The organism is Ancylobacter aquaticus (genome assembly GCF_004339465.1).
GTDB lineage: Bacteria > Pseudomonadota > Alphaproteobacteria > Rhizobiales > Xanthobacteraceae > Ancylobacter > Ancylobacter aquaticus.
The window spans coordinates 118,268-137,558 of record NZ_SMFY01000005.1 but is presented as its reverse complement, the minus strand read 5'-3'; the positions used below and the strand labels follow the sequence as shown (position 1 = coordinate 137,558).

Here is a 19,291-nt window from a genome sequence, read left to right as displayed (position 1 = left end):
ACTTCCTGGTATTCTCTCTTGTTATACTGTCACCCCACAATATTCCTAAACGACACATGGTGACAAGCGCGGACGCTAATTGGCGAACGGGTCGTGGGGCTCTCCCCTGGCGAGCTCAATGACCACGGTCTTGGTCTCGGTGTATTGCCGGATCACGTCCATGCCGCTCTCGCGTCCGATGCCGCTCATCTTGTAGCCGCCATAAGGCAGCATCCAGTGCACCGGCCGGAAGGTATTGACCGACACCAGGCCGGACTGGAGCCGGGCAGCGACGCGATGAGCGCGCGTCACATCGGACGTCCACAGCCCGGAGACCAGGCCGTAATCCACGTCATTGGCCATCTCGACCACGTCGTCCTCCGTATCGAACGGAATCAGAGCCAGCACCGGCCCGAAGACCTCCTCCTGGGCGAGGCGCGAGCGGTTGTCGACGTAGCCAAACACGGTTGGCTCGATGAAATAGCCCTTCTCGAACATCGCCGGTCTGCCGCCGCCCGTCATGAGGCGTGCGCCTTCGGCCGAGCCGAGCGCGATGTAGCTTTGCGTCTTTGCAAGCTGTTCCGCCGACGTGTGCGGGCCGATATGGGTGCGCGGATCGAGCGGCATGCCGACGCGTATGCGTCGAACACGATCGACGAGTTCCGCCGATATCCGCTCATAGACCGAACGCTCGATGAAGAGCCGCGAGCCCAGCGAGCAGGACTGGCCGGTGGAGCGGAAGGCACTGTGAATAGCCACCGTCACGGCTTTTTCCAGATCGGCATCGGCGAAGATGATGTGCGGCGACTTTCCCCCGCATTCGAAGGTGCAGCGCTTGAGCGTGCCGCTCGCACTCTGCATGATCCTCTGCGCCGTTCGGTGATCGCCGGTGAAGGTAATCTTGTTGACCTTCGGATGGGCGACCAGAGCCGCGCCGGCCGTCTCGCCATAGCCGGGGACGATGTTGACGACCCCGGCGGGAAAGCCCGCCTCTTCCGCGAGGCGACCGAGTTCCAGCATGCTCGCGGGCGTCTGCTCGGCAGGCTTCAGCACGATGGAGTTCCCGGCCGCCAAGGCGGGACCGAGCTTCCACGAGGCCAGCAGGATAGGCGAGTTCCACGGGAGAATGGCGGCAACGATGCCGATTGGCTCCTCCCGCGTATAGGCTAAGGCGTCGGGACGGAAGGGAATCTGATCGCCGAGGATCTTGTCCGCCGCGCCGGCATAATAGGTGATCCAATCGGCGGATCGCTGCATCTCGCCGAGCGTGTCCCTAATGGGCTTGCCGTTGTCGCGGCTCTCGATTTCGGCCAGCCGTGCCGCGTCGCGCCGGATAAGTTCGGCGAGCCGCAGGAGCAGTCCGCCACGCTGCGTCGGTGTGAGCTTATGTGCCCACGGCCCCTGCATTGCCTGCCCGGCCGCCGCCACGGCGCGGTCGACATCGACCTCATCGGCCTCCGCCACGTCCTTCCACACCGTTTCGGTAGACGGGTCGATCGAGGCGATGACCCGGCCCGAATGCGGCAGGACCCATTCGCCGCCTATGTACAGGCGGTCACCGATTGCGCCGTTCGCGTCGGCCTGCTGCGTCGCGGCCATGGATCAGACCCCTTCCCTGACGCAGCTGCCGACCGCGCGGGCGGCTATGTCGCGCACGAGCGCGGCGAGCGGCGTGGATTCGGGGAGGTCGATCAGCGCGACACCGGCATCGTGCGCCCCGTCGCCGAACAGCCACCTGGTATTGCGGGCGAACTTGTCGAGAACGTCGGCCTGCGACAGGGCCGCTTCGGCACTGCCCGGATGATAGGGAATGTGTTTGGAGTAGACCTTGCCGCCGTCTATCTTGATCCCCATCCGTGCCGGGCAATGCGCGGGATAGTCGGAATCCGGGTCCGGCTCGGCGGTGATGCGGCTCGCGAGCTGGCGGATCGCCGGATCGACGAGACGCGCGTCGCTGAAGGTCTCGAGGCCGACATCGCCGTGAAGCAGCGCGCTGGCAATTGTGAAGGGCAGGCTGAAGCGCGCCTCATGGCGGGTCCGCGGCGCCCATTTGCGCTCGCGCGGCTCGGTGACGAGCGTGAGGCCCGGCTCGGCGAGCTTGCAATTGACGCGCTCGATGCGGTCCAACGACACGCCGTCGCGCGCCAACTCAACCAGCAGCTGCTTGCAGGCCTCGATGAAGGCGTGGAGCAGCTGGCAGCAGGGGTAGGGCTTGAACGCCGTCGCCGGCAGATACCAGTGCGTGCCGAGCCCCGCTGCAGGCGTCACCCAGTTGAGCGTGCCCTCGATGGGCGTGAGGTGCGTCTCGAAGAAGCCCATCTTGCCCTCGAACACGCTTTCCGGCCCGGTGATGCCGGCAATGGCGAGATCGATGGCGATGATGCCGCTATGGGCGCCCCATCCGCCATGCAGAATCTTCGAGGTCGCGCCGGTGCGGGTCGATTCCTGTATGCCCGACGCCATGGAGCCGGCGATGCCGAAGGCATTCACGATCTCGTCCGACGTACATCCGCGCAGGCGCCCCACCGTCGCCGCAGTGCCGAAGGCCCCCAGCAGCGAACTTGTGTGATAGCCGCGGGCGAGGAAGCGTTTGCCGGCGACGAAGCCGAGCCGGATCATAATCTCATAACCGACGGCGATCGCCGTCACGACGTCGGCGACGGTGCCGTCGTCCTCCTCGGCCACGGCAAGCGCGGCCGGCAGCACGGTGGAGCCCGGACGTGCCAGCGACGAACCGTGCTTGTCGTCCATCTCGAGCGCCTGGGCGAGCGCGCCATTGATCAGCGCGGTCATCTCCGAGCGGCATTGAGTGCCCAGGCCGAACACGGTAGCGCCGCTCGCCGCCTGCCACTTCGCAGCGAGCCTGCGGGCCGCCTGCCCGCTTTCCTCGCTCGGCGCGGCGCCGGCGATGCAGACACCTATCGTATCGACGAGATGCAGGTGACCGGCCTGCCGGACCTCGGGCGGGACGTCGGCGGCGGTCAGGCCGGCGGCAAAGTCGGCAAAAACGCGGGCAAGGGCACTCTTCATCTCGGTTCTCTCCGTCGGACGCGAACTGCCGGGGCGTGGCCCCGAAAGTCGCGGAAAAGCAAAATCGGTGGCATTCCCCGACAAGATGTCATCGGGGCTTTTGTGGCCGGCTCCTTGCTGGCCGCTTCACTGCTTCGTCTGGTACGATCGCCGGTCACGCTCTGGGCGACGGCGATCCTTGTCTTCGCCTCGGCAACGCCGGGCACCACGATCGCAGTCCGAAATTCATTCGACGATGCACGGTCGTGTAGCGATCTTCTATTACTCGGCTTGCTCCACTCCGTGACCTCCGGTCGCGACGCGGTCGCGGGATGTACTTGCCTGAGAGATTTCATAACGCCGCGTAAGTATTACGTCACAGAATATCTTGACATTCTGGCATGCTGCAGCCGCATGCTGGCGAACCACCATCACCCCCGGGGCTCCGGCTGCTCGGTAGCCAGAATCCGGCTCAGGTTGCCGTCCCGATTGGCCCGGCTTTGGCGGCGCTTACTGACGGCCGTCATGGTCAGCGAGAAGATCATGACGGCGAGTATCGCCATCGTCGCCGGGCGCTCGAAGACATAGGTTATGTCGCCGCCGGCCAGCTGGTAGGAGCGCAGCAACTCCGTCTCCAGCATGCGTCCGAGCAGCAGCCCCACCACGACCGGGGCGACGGGATATTCGAACTTCACCAGCGCGAAACCGATGATCGAGAAGACGAAGAGCGTTATCGGCCCACCGATCGACCCCTCGACGGCATAGGTGCCCATGGTCGCGATGACGAGGATCGCCGGCAGGATGTAGCGGGTGCGAATGCGCACGATGTTGCAGGCGAGATAGATGAATCCGATGCCGACCACCAGTAGGAGCACCGCCTGGACCATGTTGTTCAGGATGATCGCGTAGACCATGTCCTTCTGGTTCTGGATGAAGGACGGCCCGGGCACGATGTTGTGCATCATGAACGCGGCAAGCAGGATCGCGGTGGCCCCGCCACCAGGAATGCCGAGGGCCAGCATGGTCGCCATGGAGCCGCCCTCGGCGCTAGCAACCGCGGATTCCGCCGCAATCACGCCCTTCGGATTGCCCTTGCCGAAGGTGGCGCTGTCCTTGGCGGTTCTCTTGGTTTCAGCATAGGCGATGAGGTTGCCGACCGACGATCCCACGCCGGGAACCGCGCCGATGACGATGCCGATGACCGAACCGCGGATCAGCACGCCGGGATACCGGAAGGTTCCCCAGCAGCCCGCAAGGATCCTCCTGAGGCTCACCGTCCGGGCGCTCTCGGCGTCGAGGATGTAGTCCTTGCTGGCGAGCGAAAGGAGTTGGCCGGAGGCTAGGAGCCCGATCATCGCCGGCACGGTCGATATGCCGCCGAGCAGTTCAGGCATCCCTAGCGTACCGCGGACGAAGCCGGCGGTATTCATGCCCACCGTGCCGAGCAGGATGCCGAACGCGGCGGCCAGAAGGCCGCGGGTGGCGTAGCGCGTGCCGAGCGATCCGAGCAGCAGCATGCCCCACATCGCCACCGAGAACATCTCGAACGGACCGATCTTCAGCACGATACTCGCGAGCGGCTCGATGACGAGCAGCAGCAGCACATAGCCGAGCAGGCCGCAGATGGTCGAGGCGAACAGCGCATAGCCGAGCGCCTCGTTGTGCAGACCCTTCTTCGACATGGCATAGCCGTCGAACGTCGTCGCATAGGACGAGGGCGATCCGGGAATGTTCATCAGGATCGCCGGCACCGATCCGCCGAAGCCGGCACCAGTATAGACCGAGGTCAGGAACACCACACCTGGAAAGAAATCCATGTAGAGCGACATCGGCAGCACAATCGCCATGGCCATGGTGATCGAGACGCCCGGGATCGCGCTGAAGACGAGGCCGACGATAAGGCCGGGAATGATCCATCCCCATGAAGCGACTGAGGTCCCCATGAGGTCGAGAGCGCCCGCCATTGCATGCATGTCGATCATATTGGGCCTCAGAGAATGAAGGTGACCATCGGATAGGACATGAGCGCCCTGAATCCGTAGACGGCTGCCAGGGTAACGGCGAGCGGGTAGACGATGAGCGCCACCGGCCGCCGCTCACCGCAGATCGCCATGGCGGCGATGCAGAACAGCGAGATCGCCACGTCGAAGCCGACGACGTTCAGCGAGAAGATCATCAGGCCGAGCGCCAGCCCCAGCACCACGACGCGGGCCAGTTCCTTGCCGCCCTGTGGCAGCGATGGCGCCAGCGGGTCGTCTTCGAGCAGGACATCGGCGTCCGCCGGCCTGTCGGCGCGGCGGAAGCACTGCGGCACGATCAGCGCGCACAATGCCAGCGCGCAGAAAGCCAACGGCTGGAGCAGCAGCAGGTTGTTGAGGCTGGTCGAGACGTGACGGGCATTGAGTAGATAGAGGGTGATGCTCACGACCATGAGTAAAATGAACCCGAGGTGGAGCCAGTCGACGACGTAATGCTGATTTCGAATGCGCATCTTCACTCCCACTGCGTCGGTTTTTCCCGATCAGTCTTGTTCTCGCCCTTCGCGCTCGGTGCGCGAGGGTTATCCGGCCGCCGTTCGCGCGGACCGGGATGGCGGTCGAATCCGCGGAAGTGACGCCGTCCATCCGGCCGGCAATTCCTCGAAGTCCTGCAGAAGATCGAACATCGCATCGGCGTCGAGGTCCGACCCAGCGAAGGCGAGGCAGTCGTTGAACTTGCGACGCAGATCGGCGTCGGTGATGTGGCCGCGCGCGCGCGCCACGCGCTTGCTCAGCCGCACCTCGCCGGACGCAAGCCGCAGTTGCACCTGGTCGTAAGGCGAATAGCCGGGCAGCAGCGGATCGCGTTCCGCAATGATGGCCACACGTATCTTCGCCATCAGATCGCGCATCGCCGGCGCCTGCACCCGCGCATCCGTCAAATGCGCCAGCGCAACGTCACCGTCCAGCACGGCGCAGGCGAGGGCGAACTCCAGACTGAACTTCGCTGCCAGAGCCGTGGTCGGCCGGTGATGCTCCAGCACGGTCGCCTGTGTCGTGCCGATCCTCGCCTCGATCTCCACGATGTCGGCAGCGTCGAAGCCGAGTTGAACGCGCAGATCGAGAATGGCGTCGATCGCCCGATGGCTGCAGTAGCAGACCGGGTATTTCTTAAAGCTGAGGCCTTGTTCCAGAATCCGCCATGCCGTTCCCAGCCGGCAGGGGCTTTCGAGGTCGACCCCTCCTTGATGCGAAACTGCCGAGAGCAAGCCCTGGGGGTGCTCGATGACGGTGTCGGAGGCGGTCATGCCGTTTGCTGCTAGCCTTGCTGCAAGCAGACCGGACGAGGCCGCCCGGCCAGCATGGAACGGCTTGGTCATCGAGCCGAAATTCGCCACCAACCCACCGGTCTGCGACGCGCCGATGCCGATCGCATGAACCGCCTCGATAGACCCGAGGCGGCGCAGATTGGCGATGGCTGCGGCGGCGGCGGCGGCGCCATAGGCCCCCGTCGGATGCCATCCGCGCTCATGAAGCTGGCCTGGCTCGCGCCGCGCCAGCTCGGACCAGACCTCGAAACCAACGACATAGGCGGTGAGCATGGCCGCGCCCGTCGCGCCGATCACCTCGCCCTCGGCGAGGATCGCCGGCACCAGGACGGCGCTGCGATGGCCGGCCGGGGAGGTGTCGTCATAGTCCAGTGCATGCGCGGCCGTGCCGTTGACCAAGGCTGCCGTGACCGCACAGGCTCGAAGCTCCGAGAGATGAAGCGAAGCCTCGCCACCGGCGGTGCCCGCCCCCAAGGTCGACCGCAGGATGCGGACGCCCTCTTGGGTGCTGCCCGCGACCATCACCGCGAGGCAATCGACGAAACCGCGCCGCGCGCGTTCGCGCGCCTCCGAAGGCATGCCGTCCGCCGCCATCGTCGCCGCAAACGTTCCGATATGCCCCGTCAGCGACATGCCGCTCAGCTGCCTTTCAGGAGATAGGCGTGCTCCTGGAGGACTTTCGCTGTCTTCTGATACATCGCGTCGGAGGCTTCCGGTCCGTACCAGACTAGCCCGAGTTGCTGGACCTGCGAAGCCTTAATGGCTTCCGGATTCTTGGTCGCCCGCTCGAAGGCGCCGACCAGGGTCTTGAAGATTTCCGGCTGCTCCTGCTTCAGCTTGGTCGGCACTACCCAGCCGCGCAACGCGCCGGGCAGATAGTTTACTTTGATCCCGGTTTCGGTCGCGATCTTGCTGACCAGCGGCGCACCGCTCCACTCGGCGATGGTCTCGTCCCAGAAGCCGGCCAACACCCGAATCTTGTCCCGGAGGTTGATAAAGCCCTCGGCGCCGGCAAAGCCGACGTCGATCTGCCCGCCCGCCGCGGCGTTACGAACCGGCCCGCCGCCATCATAGGTGACGAGGCGGATCTTCGCCGTGTCGATGCCGACGGCCTGCAGCACAAGGATCATGTTAACGTAGTCGACCGAACTCGCCTGCACACCGAGACTCACGCTCCTCGGGTCCTTCTTCAGCCGGTCCAGCGCGTCGGCGAAGCTCTTGACCGAGGTGTCCTTCGCGGTCACCGCCATGGTGAAATCGCGCGAGGGCAGATTGATCATTGAGAAGTCGTCGACCTTGAACGGCGCCAGCCCCTGCGCGATCGTCAGGGGGATGTAGGTGACAGCGCTGTTGCAAATCGTATAGCCGTCGAGCGGCTGGTTCAGCAGGTAGGTGTGGCCGAGCACGGTTCCGCCGCCGGGCTGGTAAACGACCTCAAGCGGCTGCCCCAATTCCTTCTGGACGAAGGGCATGGCCACGCGGGACAAGCGGTCGCTCGACCCGCCGGGCGCGAACGGCACGACGATTTTGATCGGCCGGCTCGGATACTTATCCGCCGCACGCACAATGTTGGGGCATGCCAGGCTCGCGCCTGCCAGCATTGTCAGCTTGAGCGCCTCACGACGCGTGGTGCCGCTTTTCACGTTTGGTCCTCCCATAGTGGCCCGTCTTGACGGCGAACCTTTCTTGATCTTGGTAGAGGATAACGAGCTGCGGATACCGGCGATAATAATTTCCAATCTTTCAGCATAACCGGAGCGCATACTGCCCAGGAATTTTCTGTCTGCCGTCAGCGCCCTTGAGACCATTTAGGGCGAAGACGCTTCGCGCCAGATCCAGCCGCACTGCCACTGGTAAGCGTCGAACTCGTCCCGCTCGCCGTCTATGACGTGCTGTTGTCAGGAGCGGCGGTATGACCTCAGTCACTCACCCTACCGATGCACAGAGACTGGCCCTTATCCTCAACGATCTGCGTCTGCCCGCCATCAAGCTGAACTGGCCTGAGATCGCCCAGCGTTCCGATAAGGAAGGCTGGCCCGCCGCCCGCTTCCTCGCCGCCCTCGCTGAGCACGAGATCGCCGAGCGGGACAGGCGGCGCATTGAACGTCATCTCGGCGAAGCGCTTCTCCCGCCTGGCAAAACCCTGGACAGCTTCGCCTTCGACGCCGTGCCGATGATCTCGCGCTCCCAGGTCATGGCGACCTGTTGCGGAGATGGCTGGCTTGAGAGGGGTGCGAACCTGATCTTGTTCGGCCCGCCCGGCGGAGGGGAAAGCCATCTCGCCGCGGCAATCGGCCTGGCGCTTATCGAAAACGGCTGGCGGTTGCTGTTCACCCGCACTTCTGACCTCGTCCAGAAGCTGCAGGTCGCTCGCCGCGAGCTGTCCCTGGAAGCCGCGATCGCTCGGCTCGACAAGTACCTCCTGCTGATCCTCGATGATCTCGCCTACGTCGCCAGGGACCAAGCCGAGACGTCCGTCCTGTTCGAACTGATCAGCTCCCGCTACGAGCGCCGCTCCACCCTCATCACCGCAAACCAGCCCTTCGGCGAATGGAACAGGATCTTCCCGGATCCCGCCATGACGCTCGCAGCCGTCGACCGCCTCGTGCATCACGCAACGATCTTCGAGATGAATGTCGAGAGCTACCGGCGCCGGGCCGCCGTTCAACGTCGCACCGGAGCAGGCAGGCCGCCGACCTACGCGACAATCAAGACCATCGACCAAGCGCCGACGGGAGACGACAAGCCATCAGGCTGACCTTGCCAGCGACAATCAAAAGCACCAATCTCAACCCGCCGCGACAATCTGTTCTCATCCTGATTGACGCGCCGCTCTCATCAAGATTGTCGCGCTATACCCCGTCGAGTGTTCCCGCGGGACAAGACCTAGCCATGCAGCCAGATCGCGGGCCTTCTGGAACTGGCGTCCGTCGCCGACGGCCGCCAGAAGGGCGGTGGCGCCGAGTGCTCCGATGCCGGGGATCGTCATGAGCCGGCGGGCAACATCTTCTCGATCTGCAATCGCAGTTATCTCCGTCGCCACGTCCTGAATGCGCTGCTCCAACTGGTGCAGGTCGGCGAACAGACGCCTACCAGTTCAATTGGAGCCACGATCGGTGGAGATCGGCGGCACGCCGCTGACGGTGAAGGTGGCCCACCTGCAGCTCTGCCACTGCCGCCGCTTTTACATCCAAGCTTATCCGCGTGAGACCCAGGAGATGGTGTTCGACGCCCCCTGCCCGGGCCTTGCCCCGGGCGATGGGCATCAGTCGTGCAACGGTTCGCACCGACGGCGTCCGATTCAGGATGCAGCCTCGACTGCGCTTGGGCACCAGCGGCAGAAATGGCGCGATGAAGCGCCATTCCTCATCCATCAAATCCGTCGGGTAGCGCTTCGCGCGCTGCTCAGATCCAGCCATCCCGCCACGGCTCGCTCGGATCCACATCCCAATCTTGGATCATGCCGCCGCCATCGCCTCAACCCATTCGCAAACGGTCTCTAGGGAGTTTCAAGCGTCCGCGGGCGCGACGGACGCTTCCAGAGCAGGCGCTTCGCCGCCGGCAGGACGAACAGCGCCAAGGTCAGGAGCAGCAGCGTCAGCGAGATGGGGCGCTCGAGGAAGATCATCGGATCGCCCTGCGAACTGATGAGCGCACGACGGATGCCCTGTTCAAGGATCGGCCCGAGGATGAGGCCGAGCAGCGCGGGAACGGCAGGATAGCGCAGCTTGTCGAACAGGTAGCCCAGAACGCCGAAGGCCAGCCCGACACCCATGTCGAACACGCTGTTGTTGATGCTGTAGATCCCGTAGAGCACGACGGAACATATCATCGGAAACAGATAGCGTGGCGCCACGAATACCATGGCCGCAAGCAGTGGGGTTAGCACGATGGTGAGCACTACCAGCATGATATTGCCGATATAGAATGTGCCGATCAGCGGCCAGACGAAGTCGGGACGGGTCGTGAACAGCAGCGGCCCCGGCTGAAGTCCCAGCATCAGAAGCCCGCCCATCATAACGGCCGTGGTGGCAGAGCCGGGTATACCCAGCGTGAGCAGAGGGATCATCGCTGCATAGGACGCCGCGTTGTTAGCGGCCTCCGGTGCGGCAACCCCTTCCACGGCCCCTTTGCCGAAGCGTTCGGGGGTCTTCGACATCCGTTTCGATGCCGCGTAGGCGAAAATCGTCGATGTCGTCGCGCCCGCACCTGGCAGGACGCCGACCACGAAGCCGATGATCGAGCCCACGACCAGATCCTTCCAGCAGACCAGAACGTCCGCAAGGCGGGGGAACAAAGATCGAAAAGTGTAGCTCGGTGTAGCTAACTTGCCGAGGGACTGCTGATCCAGTGCGCTCAGGATCTGGCCAAGACCGAAGACACCGATAGCCACGACGGTGAACTCGAAGCCTTCCAGCAGATTTGGCATTCCGAGCGTATAACGGGTGGAGCCGGAGATGATGTCGATACCGACCATGCCTAGCCACACGCCGAGGGCGAGAGAAATGAAGCCCTTGAATTTGTTGTCTCCGCCAAGCACCGTCGTGAAGCACAATGACATTATCATCAGCGAGGTCATCTCGGCCGGCCCGAAGGCGATGGCGAACTCGGCGAACTGCCGGCTCACCGCCACGAAGAGTATCAAAGCGATCAGCCCGCCGACGAAGGAGGCGAAGATACTCATGCCGAGCGCGCGTCCGGCCTGACCGCTCCGCGCCAGCGGATAGCCGTCCAGCATCGTCATCATGGCGGCGGATTCGCCGGGGATGCCCAGAAGAATCGACGTCACGGCACCGCCGTACATCGCCCCGTAGTAGGTTCCGGCGAGCGCCGCCATGGCGACCAGCGGGTCGAAGTTGAGGATGACTGGCAACAGGATCGCGATAGCGGCGGATGGGCCGAGCGCCGGCAGCACGCCGACCGCCAACCCGAGCATCACGCCGGAAAAGGTCGCGAGGAGATAGCTCGGGCCTATGGCGACCGAGAGCCCCGACAGAAGCAGAGAGAGCGTTTCCATGATTGGCTCCTGCGTTGGTGCGCTGCGCCCGGGGGGCCGTCAGTCTTCCCAGGTGCCCCAGGGCAGTGGGATTTCGAGAACCACATCGAAGAGGTAGTAGCTGGCGAGCGCGGCGATGACGCCAAGGCACCAGATGGCGACGTGTCCGCGCAGGCTGGTCGGCCGCTCCACGCAGTAGGAAACGGCGGGCACGTAGAGCATGGTGAGCGGCACGAGCCCGCCCCAGGGCAAGGAAGCTATGAGCGCGGCCGTGGCGAGGGTGATGCCGGCAACCGGCGCCAGTTGCGACAGCGACAGCCGATCATCCTCGAAGGCGCGCCGCGCGGTACGGTCGAACAAGACGCCGATGCTGCAGATGAGGATGATCGTGCCGGCGATCAGCGGGAAGAACCCGCTTCCCGTAACATTGATGCCGCCGATGCCGTAGCCCAACGCCAACGCGATCATCCAGACGCTGAAGACGAGAAAGCAAACAGCACCCGCGATATCCAGATGGGCCAGTCTCATCGCATGTCCCTCGGCTCGCATCCCTTGAAGCAATCGGTTGACGGGACGGAGTAAACCGCCCGCCCCGTCGACGAGTCACTGCTTCTTGAGCAGGCCCATCTCCTTCATGAAGCCACGATACATGTCATTGAGCTCCTTGAAGCGCTCTCCAAGAGCGGCACTGTCGAGGAACACCGCATTGGCGTTGTTCTTGTCGAGGTACTGGGCCTTCCATTCAGGGCTGTCGGCTACCTGCTTGAACACGTTCTGCATGTAGGCGACATCCGCCGGCTTCAGGCCCTTCGGCATGACGAAGGCGCGCAGCTGGCCAAGCTCGATGTCGACATTCTGCTCCTTCAGGGTCGGCACATCGGGAAGCACCGACACGCGTTCCGTGGTGGTCATCGCCAGCGGCACGAGGCGTCCCGCTTTGATCTGCTCCAGCACCTCGGAAGGATTGCCGAACTGGACGTCGATATGTCCGCCCAGAAGCGCGGCGAGCACTTCGCCGTCGCCGCCATAGGGCACGACGCTGGCCTTCAGCCCGGTCTTGTCCTGGAACATGCGCGCGAGCAGCGCATGGTCGGTCAGCACGCCGGTCGCGCCGAAATTGGCGTGCCCCTTGGCGACAAGATCCTTCACCGACTCGATGCCGGAACTGGCGCTTACCACCATCACATAGGGGTCTTCCGCGATCGCCGCGAGCGGGGTGAAGTCCTCGTAGGAGACCGTTGAATCCCCGCTCAGCGCGGTCGTGAAGAAGCTACCGGACATCGTGCCGAGGTAGTACGGGTTGTCCTTGCGCGCGGCGAGATAGGTGTAGGCGATTACGCCGCTGCCGCCGGGGCGATTCTCGACGATGATCTTCGTCGGGATGAGCTTCTTCTGGGCGATGATGTTGGTGACGGTGCGGGCGATGATGTCGCTGCCACCGCCCGCCGAGCCATGCACCACGAAGGTGAAGTCGCGCGAGGGATATTCCGCGGCGACGGCGGGCGCGGCCGACAGCATTCCGGTGAACAGAACGGCACGTGCGATCGTTTTGCAGAAGATAGTCATGGCGTTTCCTCCGGTCGCCGTTTTCGGCGACTTTGTTCATTTGGCAGTCGGATAGGCACTACCCCCCCAACGAACGCAGCGTTTCGTAGAGGTTGGACTTGCGCTCCAGCCCGACGCCGGGGGCATCGGACAGGGCGATGTAGCCATCTTCCACCGGCGTCTCGTCAGCGAAGCCGTTGAACGGAAAGAAGACGTCCGGGTAGGACTCGTTGCCGCCCAGCCCCAGCCCCGCCGCGATGGCGAGCGAGAGTTGATGCCCGCCATGCGGGATGCAGCGGCGCGACGACCATCCATGCTCATCAAGCACATCGAGCGTCCGGATGTAGTCCACGAGGCCGTAGCTCAGCGCGCAGTCGAACTGTACCCAGTCGCGGTCGGGCCGCATGCCGCCATAGCGGATGAGGTTGCGCGCATCCTGATGCGAGAACAGGTTCTCGCCAGTCGCCATGGGCAGGCCATAGGCGGAGGTGACGATGGCGTGCAGTTGGTAATCCAGCGGATCGCAGGGCTCTTCGTACCAGGCAAGGCCGTAGGGCTTGATGGCATCCGCGCAGGCGAGCGCGGCCCTGAGGTCGAAGCGACCATTGGCGTCGACCGCGACCCTTGAGGCGTCGCCGAGCACCTGGATGGCGGCCTCGATGCGCGGAAGATCCTCAGCGAGGGGAACGCCGCCGATCTTCATCTTTACCTGCGTGTAGCCGCGATCGAGATAGCTGCGTACCTCGTCCTTCAGGCCGGCAATGTCCTTCCCGGGGTAATAGTAGCCGCCCGCCGCATAGACGAAGACCTTCTCGTCATAGGCGCCGCCGCGATAGCGGTCCGCGAGCAGCTTGTAGAGCGGCACGTCCTCGATCTTGGCCACCGCGTCCCAGATCGCCATGTCGAGCACGCCGACAGCGACAGAACGTTCGCCATGGCCACCCGGCTTCTCGTTCTGCATCGCCACCTTCCAGATGGCGAAGGGATCGAGATTGCCGCTCTCCTCGTCGACAAGCGCGGCTGGATCGGCGCGCAGGATGCGGGGAATGAAGCGCTCGCGCAGCAGGCCGCCAGCGGCATAGCGCCCATTGGAGGAGAAGCCGTAGCCGATGATCGGCTTGCCGTCGCGTACCCTATCGGTGACCACCGCGACGATGCTTGCTGTCATCTGGCTGAAATCGACGACCGCGTTGCGGATCGGCGATGCGACTGACACCGTCTTCTCGCGGATCTCGACGATGGAGACGGCCGGGCGGCGCGCCGAGAGAGTGGGGGAAGCAAGCGCGCTCATGGCTTCACCCTGGTCGAGCGCACCGCGTCATAGTCGACGGTGAGGCCGAGACCGGGCTTGTCGGAGAGCGTGATCTCGCCATTCACCGGCACCGGCGCGTCCTTGAAGAACGCCTCGCCGATCGAGACGATGCCGAGATGCCACTCCACGTACCAGCCGTTCATCAAGCCGGCCATGGTGTGCATGTTGAACAGCGGCCAGCCGCCGCCATTGGCGATGGGCAGATTGTAGGCCTGCGCCAGATGGGCGGCCTTGCGGGTCTCGGTATACCCGCCGTTGAAACAGCAATTGGGCTGAAGAATATCGACGGCATGCTTCTCGACCAGCTCGCGCAGACGCCAGCGATGGCCCTCATTCTGTCCGCCCGCGATCGGGATGCGGGTCGAGCGCCGCAGGTCGTGCATTGCGCGGGCGTCGTTCTGGTGGAGCGGCTCCTCGAACCAGGTGATGTTGCAATCTTCGATGGCGCGGCAGAGCTGTTTGGCCTGGACCGGATTGAACAGGTAGTTGGCGTCGATCATGATATCGATGTCGTCGCCGACCGCGTCACGCACCTTGCGCACTCGCCGGGCATCCTCGCGCCAGCCGCCCTTGTCTACGGCCACTACCAGCTTCAGTCCCTTGAAGCCGTTGGCGACATGAAGCTTGGCGGCTTCCGCCAGCAGATCGAGGTCGTATTGCGGGAAGCCGAAGGTGCAGTAGGCAGGCACATTCTTGCGTGCGCCACCGAGCAGCCCGGCGATGGTGCGGTCCACGCCCTTGCCGTGAATGTCCCACATGGCGATGTCGAGGCAGGAAAGAGCGCTGGAAATGACGCCGGTCATGGCGCGGGCGTTGAGCTTCCACCAGACCCGGGAGTGGACGGCCTCGACATCGCGCACGTCCATGCCACGAACAAGCGGCAGGATGTGGGTATGGAGCGTCTCGACCACGGCGTGGGGCAAGAACTGCCCTGTCATGCCTATGCCGGTCACGCCCGCGGCGGTCTCGACTTCGCAGAACACGAACTCCGTCTGCTCCTCGCGACCGAAGCCGGCGATCTTCTCGCTGAGCAGCGGAATCTGAATCGAGATGGTGTGGACGCTCGCGCGGATGTCCTTGATGACAAACGAGGCGTCCACGCTCGCCTCTGCAGGCAAAGCGAGTTCAGAAAGTGTTGACACTACAAAGCCTCCCGTAATGGCCGTTTATCGTTCAGCCATTGATGTTGCGCAGAAGGCGGACCTTGCCTTCTGCAATATGCTGCTCCGTGGCACGCTGGGCGAGTTCGGGGTTCCCGCTGGCCAGCGCATCAAGGATGACGCGGTGTTCGCGATTGCTGTTCTGCATGGACGCGACGGTATAAAGACCCTGCCGGCGGAAGAGCTGAAGTTCGCTTTCCAAGGTGGGCCAGATTTCAGTCAGCCTGTAATTATCGGCGTACTCGACGACCTGCTGATGGAAGTCGGTGTTGAGATTGTAGAAACGAACGGTATCATTCTCGCTGATCGCCTCGTTCATGGCGTTATATACCTGCTCGAGACCTTGTATCTTAAGGTCGTCAATGCGCGGGGCCGCGAGCCGACCTGCCATTCCGAAGAGATTTCGGCGGAGATCATAGAGATCGAGCGCTTCCTTTGCGCTTAGTGAGCGCACATAGAAGCCCTTGTTCATCACCGACTTGAGCAGGCCCACCCGTTCCAGAAGCCGGCAGGCTTCTCTCACCGGCCCCCGGCTGACGCCAAGAAGCTGCGCAATGACGGCTTCCTTGACGCGCTCGCCTGCATCGATTTCGCCATTGGCGATCAGCCGCTCGATCTCCGCCTGGATATGCGGCACCGAGGATTCAACGCGCAGTTGGGCGCTAGCACGAGCCTTTGTTTTCATGAGGCAATCATATGGATCGACTAAAAAGTGTCAACACACTTACGAAATAAAAATAGCACAGATAAATCAAGTTGTTAAGGAATAACATTCCGGACTATACCGTCATTTATCGCGTAAAAATGTCTACACATGCGGCTAAGTGGATGGCTCGGTCGCTGGAACGCCCGACCACCCCCGGCTTGCTCATTTCCTGCCGTGCGGCCCTGCGCTCCGGCCACGGATATCAGCCTCGACGCAATAGAAGTCGGCGATGCGCTGCAGGGCCTCGCCGGCGATCGGCGCGGGGCCGGCCTGGGAAAGCTCGTAGAACCGCCGCCGAACATGCGCCCAGCCGAACGCAAGGCTGACCGCGTAGCCATCGACCTGCAGGATGCCGGTAAATGGAGATGGGCGATTGGCCGCTCAGTTTTTGTGGTCGGGCGCATAGACAATGACGCCAGGCGGATCGAAACCACCCCAGGGCCGGTTATCGCGGGCAAGGGTCGCAAGGATCGCAACGTGATGCTCGCGCCCGATCTGCTCGACCTGCTGCGCCGTCGGTGGAAGGAGCGGCGGCCGCAGGACTGGCTGTTTCCCTGTCGCGATCCCGGCCAGCCCATCACCACCCGGCAGCTCGACCGGGCGTGCAGGATGGCAGCTTCCGTCGCTCGGCTCGACAAGCGCGTCTTCATACACACCCTGCGGCACAACCGCATTGCCGGCGGGGACCTCGCTGTCGTGTCGGCTGCCTACGGCCTCGGCGCGACCCCGCACTGGGTCGGCGACCCGTCCGGTCATCCTGCCAAAGCGCCCGGCGTTGAGACACGCTGCCCAATTCCGGAATTGGCCAGCTCCACGTGCCATAAGCGCTTCAGTCATATGAGAAACTCGTGTTCCCGCCTTATTCGCTTTCCTGTGTCCACACGGAAGAACGTACATCCGGCTGTGAGATGACACACTGCCAAGAGGGCACCCCCGCCGTTACCGGGCGGCAGCAACACACGGACAAACGCATAATGGCAACCACGGACGGAAGCTGGGGCGGCCTGTCCCTTACGGGGCGCCTTATGGAAGGCCGCAGGGGCATCATCACAGGTGCCGCCTCCGCGAACGGCATAGGCAGGGCCGCTGCACTTTTGTTGGCCGCGCACGGCGCGCGCCTCGCCATACTTGACAATGACGAAGCCGGCGCCAGGCAGGGAGCGTCGTTGCCGAACCCAGCGATTCGAGTTGCGAGCCGACGGATCTGGGGCTTCCACCCACGAAGGTCCCAACGCCGACGCGGCGCCAGATGCGACCGTCGTTTTCCAGCAATTGAAGTGCCTCGCGCAAGCTGGCGCGCGAGACACGCAACATTTCCGCCAGCTGGCGCTCCGGCGGAAGGCGGGTATGCAGCGGATAGCGTCCGGTCTCGATCCACGCTGTCAGTTGCTTCGCGACGGAAATTATGGCTTCCGATACCCCCATGCGAGAAGGCGATCGGCGAGATACACGCTGGTCGTCGGATCTGCTGTGAACTCTATTGGCCATAGTCACATGTTAGTTGTGAATAAGCGCCGGAGAGGGACCCTGGCTGGAAACGGCCTAACCCTTTAATTTGGTTGATAAACGTCGGAGATGACTGGGGTCCCGATCTGCGCCGATCGGGACCCCAGTCGAAATGAAATTCCTGAAGCTATTTCAATCAGTTGAAGCCATCAGTGGCGAGGTCTCGCTACTGCGCTTATTCACATGAAGGCGCTGGTTCCAATTCTCATTCCCGCCATGGAGCAACACGGCCACCTCACGTTGGCACAAAATGTTCGTGCCGGCTTGATGGCCATGAGCGCCTCGACCATCGATCGGGTTCTTGGGCCGCAGCGCGAGCGAGCCGGCGCGGGAAAGCGACGGCGCCCGTCGATGTCGGCGTTGCGTCGCTCGATCCCGGTGAGGATTTTCTCCGACTGGAACGATCCGCCGCCGGGGCTTGTCGAGGCTGACCTTGTCTCGCATTCCGGCCCCGTCGCCTCGGGCTCATTTGCCCATATTTTTGTTCTCACCGACATCGCGTCCGGCTGGACGGAATGCGCGCCGCCTCTTGTCCGGGAACAGTCGCTCGTTGTCGCTGTCATTGATGCTCTCCGCGCCGAGATGCCGTTTCCGTTGCTGGGCCTGTATACCGACAACGACAGCGTCTTCATGAACGAGACGATCCGGGACTACTGCGGTGCGTGAAGGGATCGTGTTCACTCGCTGCCGACCGTAGGACTTGAACCGCCTCTTCGGCTCCTTGTCGCCCTCCACCTCCGGCAGCCGGCTGACGCCGTGGCGCTGCAGGCAGCGGTGCAGCGATGAGCGCGTCAGATGCGGGATCGTCGCCTGCAAGGCATAGAGGCAGTCGTCGAGCGGCAGCAGCGTATGCCGGCGGAAGGCGATGATGATGGCCTCTTCCTCGATCGACAGAACCGTCGATGTCGGCTCACGCGGCCCCGTCGGCAGATCGGCGACCGAGGTCCGCTTCTTCCACTTGGCGACGGTCTTCTGATTGATCCCGTAACGCTTCGCCAGCGCTCTCAGGCTCTCTTGTCTATGCTGTATCGCTCGACGGACCGCCTCTGTCGTCGTGGCGCTCCCGTGAAGAACCTGGCCCATAGTGCCTCCTTCCACTCCCGCGAAAAGTCTGCACCATCAAAGCCCGGGATCAAACACCTAGTGGCGTCCTCCTCCCGCGCGAAGGAATGGCACTTTGCCTGTCCGCGTGTGCCGGTGCGGCCCCAGCGGCGGGAGAGGCAGATTTCCTCGAACAGCGTCGGATCGATCGACAGCATGTAATGGTGGGCCATCCTTCGGGCCGGGTCTCGTCGTTCGACATAGAGCTGGTAGGGCTGTGCGATCATGCACCAAGAGTCGTGCGCCAATCATGTAGCGTTCAACCAGAGTTTTGAATCGGTCGGCGCCGACTGGTTCATTCCGGTGACGTTCGGGGCTGCCCTAGGGCATCGCATTAGGCCGGTGGCCGCCCGGCGGAGCGGGTTCGCTCGGCGTGCTGCACTTAGCCGGCTGTCAGGGAGTGGATGTCGCATTCGTGGCGCCGGTCCCGTTGCAGGATATCTTTGAGCGTGCCCACTCCCCTCCCCCAGCGGGGTATCCAACTCGAAGCGCAAGTTCCGCTGGGCACAGAGGTCTCCGCTGTCACAAACGCCGAAGGGCCGCTTCGACAAGGCCGGGCCCCTTGTCAGGAACCGGCGCCCACCCATGGTGATGGTGCGCTCGCCATTCCCTGCCGGGGTGAGTCGCGGGGGCGATTCTCGTAAGGGCCCCCGCGAAAAGGCCGAAACGG

At 63.5% G+C, this 19,291-nt stretch carries 16 protein-coding genes and 5 pseudogenes; 4 read left to right on the top strand and 17 right to left on the bottom strand.

Annotated features, from left to right (window positions below; all coding sequences use genetic code 11):
* Nucleotides 1–75: 75 nt before the first annotated feature.
* The 6 genes from EV667_RS20540 to EV667_RS20515 all read right to left on the bottom strand — a co-directional run bounded on the left by EV667_RS20540 (nt 76) and on the right by EV667_RS20515 (nt 7,938).
* Complete coding sequence (locus EV667_RS20540; protein WP_131837202.1) at nt 76–1,578, bottom strand: aldehyde dehydrogenase; 1,503 nt, start codon at nt 1,576–1,578, stop codon at nt 76–78.
* Nucleotides 1,579–1,581: 3 nt separating this feature from the next.
* Nucleotides 1,582–3,009: an MmgE/PrpD family protein gene (locus EV667_RS20535; protein ID WP_131837201.1), complete on the bottom strand. Its 1,428-nt coding sequence runs from the start codon at nt 3,007–3,009 to the stop codon at nt 1,582–1,584.
* 410 nt (nt 3,010–3,419) lie between these two features.
* Complete coding sequence (locus EV667_RS20530; RefSeq protein ID WP_131837200.1) at nt 3,420–4,970, bottom strand: tripartite tricarboxylate transporter permease; 1,551 nt, start codon at nt 4,968–4,970, stop codon at nt 3,420–3,422.
* An 8-nt stretch (nt 4,971–4,978) separates the two neighbouring features.
* On the bottom strand, nt 4,979–5,479 hold the full coding sequence (locus EV667_RS20525) for a hypothetical protein (protein WP_207907828.1): 501 nt from the start codon (nt 5,477–5,479) through the stop codon (nt 4,979–4,981).
* Nucleotides 5,480–5,548: 69 nt separating this feature from the next.
* Complete coding sequence (locus tag EV667_RS20520; protein WP_131837199.1) at nt 5,549–6,928, bottom strand: MmgE/PrpD family protein; 1,380 nt, start codon at nt 6,926–6,928, stop codon at nt 5,549–5,551.
* Between the two features lie 5 nt (nt 6,929–6,933).
* Nucleotides 6,934–7,938 carry a Bug family tripartite tricarboxylate transporter substrate binding protein gene (locus EV667_RS20515; RefSeq protein ID WP_165901670.1) on the bottom strand — a complete coding sequence of 335 codons (1,005 nt, stop codon included), beginning with the start codon at nt 7,936–7,938 and terminating at the stop codon, nt 6,934–6,936.
* A gap of 269 nt (nt 7,939–8,207) precedes the next feature.
* Between EV667_RS20515 and istB the strand changes: the two genes are divergently transcribed.
* On the top strand, nt 8,208–9,053 hold the full coding sequence (istB, locus tag EV667_RS20510; RefSeq protein ID WP_131837197.1) for an IS21-like element helper ATPase IstB: 846 nt from the start codon (nt 8,208–8,210) through the stop codon (nt 9,051–9,053).
* 81 nt (nt 9,054–9,134) lie between these two features.
* Here istB and EV667_RS20505 read toward each other — a convergent pair.
* A pseudogene (locus EV667_RS20505) lies at nt 9,135–9,380 on the bottom strand (transposase); the annotation flags it as partial.
* Between EV667_RS20505 and EV667_RS22985 the strand changes: the two are divergent.
* Nucleotides 9,380–9,528, top strand: a pseudogene (locus EV667_RS22985) (IS21 family transposase); the annotation flags it as partial. The pseudogenes EV667_RS20505 and EV667_RS22985 overlap by 1 nt on opposite strands.
* A gap of 266 nt (nt 9,529–9,794) precedes the next feature.
* Here the strand turns inward: EV667_RS22985 and EV667_RS20495 are convergent.
* The 7 genes and pseudogenes from EV667_RS20495 to EV667_RS20465 all read right to left on the bottom strand — a co-directional run.
* On the bottom strand, nt 9,795–11,312 hold the full coding sequence (locus EV667_RS20495) for a tripartite tricarboxylate transporter permease (RefSeq protein ID WP_131837196.1): 1,518 nt from the start codon (nt 11,310–11,312) through the stop codon (nt 9,795–9,797).
* A gap of 39 nt (nt 11,313–11,351) precedes the next feature.
* Nucleotides 11,352–11,819 carry a tripartite tricarboxylate transporter TctB family protein gene (locus tag EV667_RS20490; RefSeq protein WP_165901669.1) on the bottom strand — a complete coding sequence of 156 codons (468 nt, stop codon included), beginning with the start codon at nt 11,817–11,819 and terminating at the stop codon, nt 11,352–11,354.
* A gap of 75 nt (nt 11,820–11,894) precedes the next feature.
* Complete coding sequence (locus tag EV667_RS20485) at nt 11,895–12,857, bottom strand: Bug family tripartite tricarboxylate transporter substrate binding protein (protein ID WP_131837194.1); 963 nt, start codon at nt 12,855–12,857, stop codon at nt 11,895–11,897.
* A gap of 58 nt (nt 12,858–12,915) precedes the next feature.
* Nucleotides 12,916–14,127 (bottom strand): mandelate racemase/muconate lactonizing enzyme family protein, encoded by a 1,212-nt coding sequence (locus tag EV667_RS20480; RefSeq protein ID WP_131837193.1) that lies wholly within the window; start codon nt 14,125–14,127, stop codon nt 12,916–12,918.
* Nucleotides 14,124–15,290, bottom strand: a complete 1,167-nt coding sequence (locus EV667_RS20475) for a mandelate racemase/muconate lactonizing enzyme family protein (RefSeq protein ID WP_207907827.1) — start codon at nt 15,288–15,290, stop codon at nt 14,124–14,126. Before EV667_RS20475 ends, EV667_RS20480 begins: the two co-directional genes overlap by 4 nt.
* 31 nt (nt 15,291–15,321) lie before the next feature.
* A complete protein-coding gene (locus tag EV667_RS20470) occupies nt 15,322–15,993 on the bottom strand; it encodes a GntR family transcriptional regulator (protein ID WP_131837192.1) in 672 nt (223 codons plus the stop codon).
* A 204-nt stretch (nt 15,994–16,197) separates the two neighbouring features.
* A pseudogene (locus tag EV667_RS20465) lies at nt 16,198–16,470 on the bottom strand (IS66 family transposase); the annotation flags it as partial.
* Between EV667_RS20465 and EV667_RS20460 the strand changes: the two are divergent.
* Entirely contained in the window at nt 16,405–16,926 is a 522-nt protein-coding gene (locus tag EV667_RS20460) for a tyrosine-type recombinase/integrase (protein WP_342636733.1), read from the top strand. The pseudogene EV667_RS20465 and the gene EV667_RS20460 sit on opposite strands and share 66 nt — an antisense overlap.
* A 135-nt stretch (nt 16,927–17,061) precedes the next feature.
* On the opposite strand, the gene EV667_RS23275 is transcribed toward EV667_RS20460, so the two are convergent.
* The gene (locus EV667_RS23275) at nt 17,062–17,439 is read right to left on the bottom strand and encodes a FadR/GntR family transcriptional regulator (RefSeq protein ID WP_207907826.1); all 378 of its coding nucleotides are present in this window, start codon (nt 17,437–17,439) and stop codon (nt 17,062–17,064) included.
* 264 nt (nt 17,440–17,703) lie between these two features.
* On the opposite strand from EV667_RS23275, the pseudogene EV667_RS22975 reads away from it, so the two are divergent.
* Nucleotides 17,704–18,214 (top strand): annotated as a pseudogene (locus EV667_RS22975) (transposase family protein); the annotation flags it as partial.
* Here the strand turns inward: EV667_RS22975 and EV667_RS20450 are convergent.
* A pseudogene (locus EV667_RS20450) lies at nt 18,214–18,603 on the bottom strand (transposase family protein); the annotation flags it as partial. The pseudogenes EV667_RS22975 and EV667_RS20450 overlap by 1 nt on opposite strands.
* Nucleotides 18,525–18,848, bottom strand: a complete 324-nt coding sequence (locus EV667_RS22745) for a WGR domain-containing protein (RefSeq protein WP_207907825.1) — start codon at nt 18,846–18,848, stop codon at nt 18,525–18,527. The pseudogene EV667_RS20450 and the gene EV667_RS22745, both read right to left, overlap by 79 nt.
* Nucleotides 18,849–19,291 lie beyond the last annotated feature (443 nt).

Excerpts from the sequence above, each read along its gene's own strand:
- EV667_RS23275 (WP_207907826.1), bottom strand. The coding sequence starts at position 17,439 with ATGGGGGTATCGGAAGCCATAATTTCCGTCGCGAAGCAACTGACAGCG.
- EV667_RS20520 (WP_131837199.1), bottom strand. The coding sequence starts at position 6,928 with ATGTCGCTGACGGGGCATATCGGAACGTTTGCGGCGACGATGGCGGCG.
- EV667_RS20525 (WP_207907828.1), bottom strand. The coding sequence starts at position 5,479 with ATGCGCATTCGAAATCAGCATTACGTCGTCGACTGGCTCCACCTCGGG.
- EV667_RS20470 (WP_131837192.1), bottom strand. The coding sequence starts at position 15,993 with ATGAAAACAAAGGCTCGTGCTAGCGCCCAACTGCGCGTTGAATCCTCG.
- EV667_RS20540 (WP_131837202.1), bottom strand. The coding sequence starts at position 1,578 with ATGGCCGCGACGCAGCAGGCCGACGCGAACGGCGCAATCGGTGACCGC.
- istB (WP_131837197.1), top strand. The coding sequence starts at position 8,208 with ATGACCTCAGTCACTCACCCTACCGATGCACAGAGACTGGCCCTTATC.
- EV667_RS20480 (WP_131837193.1), bottom strand. The coding sequence starts at position 14,127 with ATGAGCGCGCTTGCTTCCCCCACTCTCTCGGCGCGCCGCCCGGCCGTC.
- EV667_RS20495 (WP_131837196.1), bottom strand. The coding sequence starts at position 11,312 with ATGGAAACGCTCTCTCTGCTTCTGTCGGGGCTCTCGGTCGCCATAGGC.
- EV667_RS22745 (WP_207907825.1), bottom strand. The coding sequence starts at position 18,848 with ATGATCGCACAGCCCTACCAGCTCTATGTCGAACGACGAGACCCGGCC.
- EV667_RS20535 (WP_131837201.1), bottom strand. The coding sequence starts at position 3,009 with ATGAAGAGTGCCCTTGCCCGCGTTTTTGCCGACTTTGCCGCCGGCCTG.
- EV667_RS20530 (WP_131837200.1), bottom strand. The coding sequence starts at position 4,970 with ATGATCGACATGCATGCAATGGCGGGCGCTCTCGACCTCATGGGGACC.
- EV667_RS20490 (WP_165901669.1), bottom strand. The coding sequence starts at position 11,819 with ATGAGACTGGCCCATCTGGATATCGCGGGTGCTGTTTGCTTTCTCGTC.
- EV667_RS20485 (WP_131837194.1), bottom strand. The coding sequence starts at position 12,857 with ATGACTATCTTCTGCAAAACGATCGCACGTGCCGTTCTGTTCACCGGA.